Source organism: Rhodococcus tukisamuensis NBRC 100609 (assembly GCF_001894985.1).
In the GTDB taxonomy this organism is placed as follows: domain Bacteria; phylum Actinomycetota; class Actinomycetes; order Mycobacteriales; family Mycobacteriaceae; genus Rhodococcus_G; species Rhodococcus_G tukisamuensis.
Window position 1 is genome coordinate 1 of record NZ_BCXG01000052.1, and the last position, 4665, is coordinate 4665.

Sequence of the window (4665 nt, forward strand, 5' to 3'; positions counted from 1 at the left end):
CCGGCCGACGCGAACTGCTGCGTGATGGAGCCCTTGCCCTGGGCATCGAGGGTGACCGGGCCACCGATGTTCGTGGCGCCGTCCTTGAACTGCACCGTGCCACCACTCGGAACCGGCGAAACCTGCACGCCGAGAGTGACATCCGTACCCGCAACCGCGGTGGCCGGGCCGGTCACCGCGGTCGTGGTGGTGACATCGGCCGGGGTGACCGCAACGTTCTGCACCGCCGAGACTGACTGGTTCGCCGTCGCCGTGGCCAGGAACTTCGCGGTCAGGGCATGTCCGCCCGCAGTGGTGGGAGTCCACGCGAAGGAGACCGCACCGGCGGCGTCGAGGTTGCCCTGGCCGATCTTGGTGGCACCGTCGTAGAACTCGACGGGGTTGCCTGCTGCGCTGCCGCCGCCGGTGACGCTGGCGGTCAGGGAGGTCGACTGGCCGACGCGGGCGCCGGTGACGGGAGCGAGCGTGGTGGCGGGGTTGCCCTTGCCGACCGTGATGTTGGGGCCGCCGAACCCGTAGTAGCCGGCGCCGCGGTCGCCGCTGTAGTCCATGCCGGTCGCGATGGAGGTGCCGAGGGCGCAGTTGGCGCCGACCTTGTAGTCCACGCTGTAGGCGGGGTTGTTCGTGCCCGGTGCGTTGGCCCAGCTACCGTTGACGGTGACGGTGCCGGACGGCGGTGTGCCGCCCCGATTGGGGTTGACCACGGGAGTGATCGGGTTGCCGTTCATCTTGGCGGAGCCGGGGACGTAGGTCAGGCAGGGCGGGTTCACGTCCGTAATCCAGGCGATGGTTTCGGTGACGTTGTCGGTTCGCCGGAACTTGGTGGTGACCGTGATGGTCTCGCCCACGCCGGGGGTGCCGTTGCTGATGGTGCGGTTGAAACTCGTCTTCCCGTCGGCCCAGTCACGCACAACGGGGGCGGCGTTGGCGACGCTGGTGCCGAAGATGGTCAGCGTGCCGATCGCGAGTGCTGTGGCCGCGCCTGCGGCGATGCCGCGATTTGTTACTCGATACGTCATGGACGTTCCTCTGATCCTGTGAACTTGCGACGGGCAGTGCTGTGAGCCATGGTTCCCTCTCACCCAAAGTCCAGGACGACCGTCCAGGACGACCGTCCAGGACGAGCGTCCAACTTGAACAATCCGAGCCAAGATATCGCAGTCCTCCGACATTCACTGCGGATTGCTGTACAGAAACTGGACGAATAGTCCGATCGACTGACACGCCCAGAACGAGGAAACACCGGAAATCAATTCCCCTGGCCACGAGTGCGGCCCCAGGCGGACTCCGACACAGCCATAGGCAGAGGGCTCTGACCTGTTGACTTCACAGCGAGTAGGCGTGGATACGGGCGAGCACGGCCATCTGGTGGTGATTCAAAATTTCGGCACCCGGAGGGGCTCCCGGAAACCATTTACAACAATCCCGAATCCATTTACAACAAATACCGGTGTGGCCCCTGCCGACATTTCGGCAGGGGCCACACTCACGTCACCTCGTCAGGAGTGCTGACCGTCTAGGACGATCCGAACAGGTTCCCCAACGAACCGGCAGAGCTGCCGGCGCTGCCGGTGTCGCCGCCGCCTGTGCCGGCCTCGGTGACGGTGACCGTGCCGACCGCTGCGGTCGAGCCCAGGTAGCCCGGCGCGCCGCTGTAGACCGCGGTGACATGGCGGTCACCGGTGATCGGGAAGGCGTACGAGAGGGTCGCCTTGCCGTCGACCAAACCGACCGGCGCACCGATCGCGGTTGCGCCGTCCATGAACTGCAGCGTGCCGCCGGCCAGAGCCGGGGAGACGGTCGCCACCAGGTCCACCGCAACCCCCTTCGTCGCGGTGGCGGGCAGGGTCAGGACGGTGGCGGTGGCCACGTCCGTCGGGGCCGGATCCGTGACCTCGAGCGCGCCGGAGACCGAGACCGACGCCAGGTATCCGGTCGCACCGGAGAACTCCGCGGTGATGTTGTGCGTTCCCGCGGTCGCGAAGGTGTGATGCACGTTCGCCTCACCGTCGACAACGTCCGCGGCGGTGCCGATGACAGTGCCGCCGTCCTTGAAGGTGACCTGTCCACCCGACGGAATCAGGTCGCCGTTCGGACCCTTCACGGCAGCCCACAGGTCGACGGCCACACCGGTTTTCACGTCAACCGGAAGGGTCAGAGCCGTGGTGGTCGCGACATCGACCGGAGCCGGGTCCGTCACCGTCACCATGTGCGCCGCCGACGTGGAGGTCAGGAACTCACCCGCACCGGCGTACACAGCGGTGATGCTGCGGGTACCCGTGGCGAACTGCTGCGTGATGGAGCCCTTGCCCTGGGCATCCAGGGCAACCGGGCCACCGAGATCAGTGGCGCCGTCCTTGAACTGCACCATCCCACCACTCGGAGGGGGTGAGACCTGCACGTCCAGGGTGACGTCCGTGCCCGCAACCGCGGCGTCCGGACCGGTCACCTCAGTCGTCGTGACGACGTCCGCCGGGGCGACCGGTACGTTCTGCGCCGCCGAGACGGACTCGTTGGCCTTCGTCGTCCCCAGGAACTTCGCCGTCAGGCTGTGCGCACCCGCGGCGGCAGGCGCCCACACGAACGTCGCCTCGCCGGCCGCCAACGAGCCCTGGCCGAACTTGGTGGCGCCGTCGTAGAACTCGACGACGTTGCCGTCGGCACCTCCGGTTACCGTCGCGCTCAACGGAACCGACTGGCCCACCTTCACATCCGCGGGCACCGCAGCAAGAATCGCCGTCGAGACGTTCTTGGCAACCGTGACGGAAGGACCCTTGTCGGTGTAGGTGCCGGCGCCGCGCGAACCGTTGTAGGCCAGGCCCGTGGCCAGGGCGGTGCCGCGGTCACACCCGTACCCGACCTTGTACTGGATGCTCAGGACCGGGGTGTCGACGTCCCTCTTGGAGGTCGGCTGGTAGCCGAGGGTGGTGAAGTCGACGGCAGTGTAGTCGGCGGCCGTCTCGACGTAGGGCTCGATGGTGTGGACGCCGGCGGCGTCGGTGACCTTGGCGGAACCCGGGACGTAGGTCAGGCAGGTCGGGTGGTAGTCCTTCGCCCAACTGAGTTTTTCCCAGTTGGCGTCGGTGCGGGCCCACTTGGTGGTGACGGTGACGGTGTCGTCGCCGGCAGGGGTGGCGTTGTCGATGGTGCGGGTGAAAGTGGATGCGCCGTCGGACCAGGTGATCGAACCCGGCGCCGCAGCTGCCATTCCGACGCCCGCGGTGACCGCGAACCCGGCCGCCACCGCGAACGCGCTCAGCCCACCGACCACACGGCGAGTGTTGCTCTGACTCATTGTTCCCCTCTCGAGGACGGTCCTAGACAACCGTCCAACTGGATTTCACGGACATCAAGGTAACGCATCACGGCGCCAATAACAGAGAGATTGCCATTTGACGATTCATGTCTATCTATTTCCGCCCACGGGCGCGGTCCACACTGATTCCACTGGCCAAAATGGCGCTTTGACCTGCAATTTTCATCGAATCAAGCCGCCGCGGTCGGCGGTCGCGAATGACTCCAGACCGCCTTTCATTCGCCGCGGCAACGAAATGTCGACGTTCAAGAACTTCGGCCATCCGAAGTCATTTACAACAAATATGAAGCCATTTACAAGAAAAACGGGTGTGGCCCCTGCCGAAATTCGGCAGGGGCCACACCCGGAGTGCTCAGATCAGGATTCCCTGGATCAGGACGACCCGAACAGGTTCCCCAGAGAACCACTTGCGCTGCCGGTGTCGCCGCCGCCGGTGCTGGCCTCGGCGACGGTGACCGTGCCGACCTCCGCGGTCGAGCCCAGGTGCCCCGGGGCACCGCTGTAGACCGCGGTGATGTGGCGGTCACCGGTGATCGGGAAGGCGTAGGAGCGGGTCGCCTTGCCGTTGAGCAAGCCGACCGGAGCACCGATCGGCGTGGCGCCGTCCATGAACTGCACCGTGCCGCCGGCCGGAGTCGGGGAGACGGTCGCGACCAGGTTCACCGCAACCCCCTTCGTCGCGGTGGCGGGCAGCGTCACCACGGTGGTGGTGGCAAGGTCGGTGACGACCGGATCCGTCACCTCGAGCGTGCCGGACTGCGACACGGACGCCAGGTATCCGGTCGTGCCGGAGAACTCCGCCGTGACGGTGTGCGTCCCCGCGCTGGTGAAGGTGTGGCGCACGTTCGCCTCGCCGCCGACCACGTTCACCACGGTGCCGATGACAGTGCCACCGTCCTTGAAGGTGACCTGCCCACCCGACGGAATCAGGTCGCCGTTCGGCGCCTTCACTGCGGCCCACAGATCAACGGCCACACCAGTTTTCACATCAACAGGAAGGGTCAGAACCGTGCTGGTCGTGACGTCGACCGGAGCCGCAGCCGTCACCGTCACCGCATGCACGGCCGACGTGGAGGCGATGAACCCGGCAGCACCGGAGAACACCGCGGTGATGCTGTGCGCACCCTCCGCCGCGAACGACTGCGTGATCGACGCCTTGCCCGAACCGTCCAGCGTCACCGGACCACCGAGGTTGTCCGCACCGTCCTTGAACTGCACCGTGCCACCGGCAGGAGCCGGCGAAACCTGCACGCCCAGAGTCACATTGTCACCCGTGACCGCCGAAGACGCACCCGTCACCGTCGTCATCGTCGCGACATCGACCGGAGTCGGAGCAGTCACCGTCACCG

3 protein-coding genes are annotated in these 4665 nt (G+C 66.4%); all 3 read right to left on the bottom strand.

What is annotated here, in order from left to right:
- On the bottom strand, positions 1–1019 hold a 1019-nt coding region (locus RT2_RS24840), incomplete at its 3' end, for an Ig-like domain-containing protein (protein ID WP_169888586.1).
- A 497-nt stretch (positions 1020–1516) separates the two neighbouring features.
- A complete protein-coding gene (locus RT2_RS24845; protein ID WP_072847476.1) occupies positions 1517–3295 on the bottom strand; it encodes an Ig-like domain-containing protein in 1779 nt (592 codons plus the stop codon).
- A 393-nt stretch (positions 3296–3688) separates the two neighbouring features.
- Positions 3689–4665 (bottom strand): Ig-like domain-containing protein (locus RT2_RS24850; protein ID WP_218019052.1); only part of this gene is annotated, 977 nt, incomplete at its 5' end.

Excerpts from the sequence above, each read along its gene's own strand:
- RT2_RS24845 (WP_072847476.1), bottom strand. The coding sequence starts at position 3,295 with ATGAGTCAGAGCAACACTCGCCGTGTGGTCGGTGGGCTGAGCGCGTTC.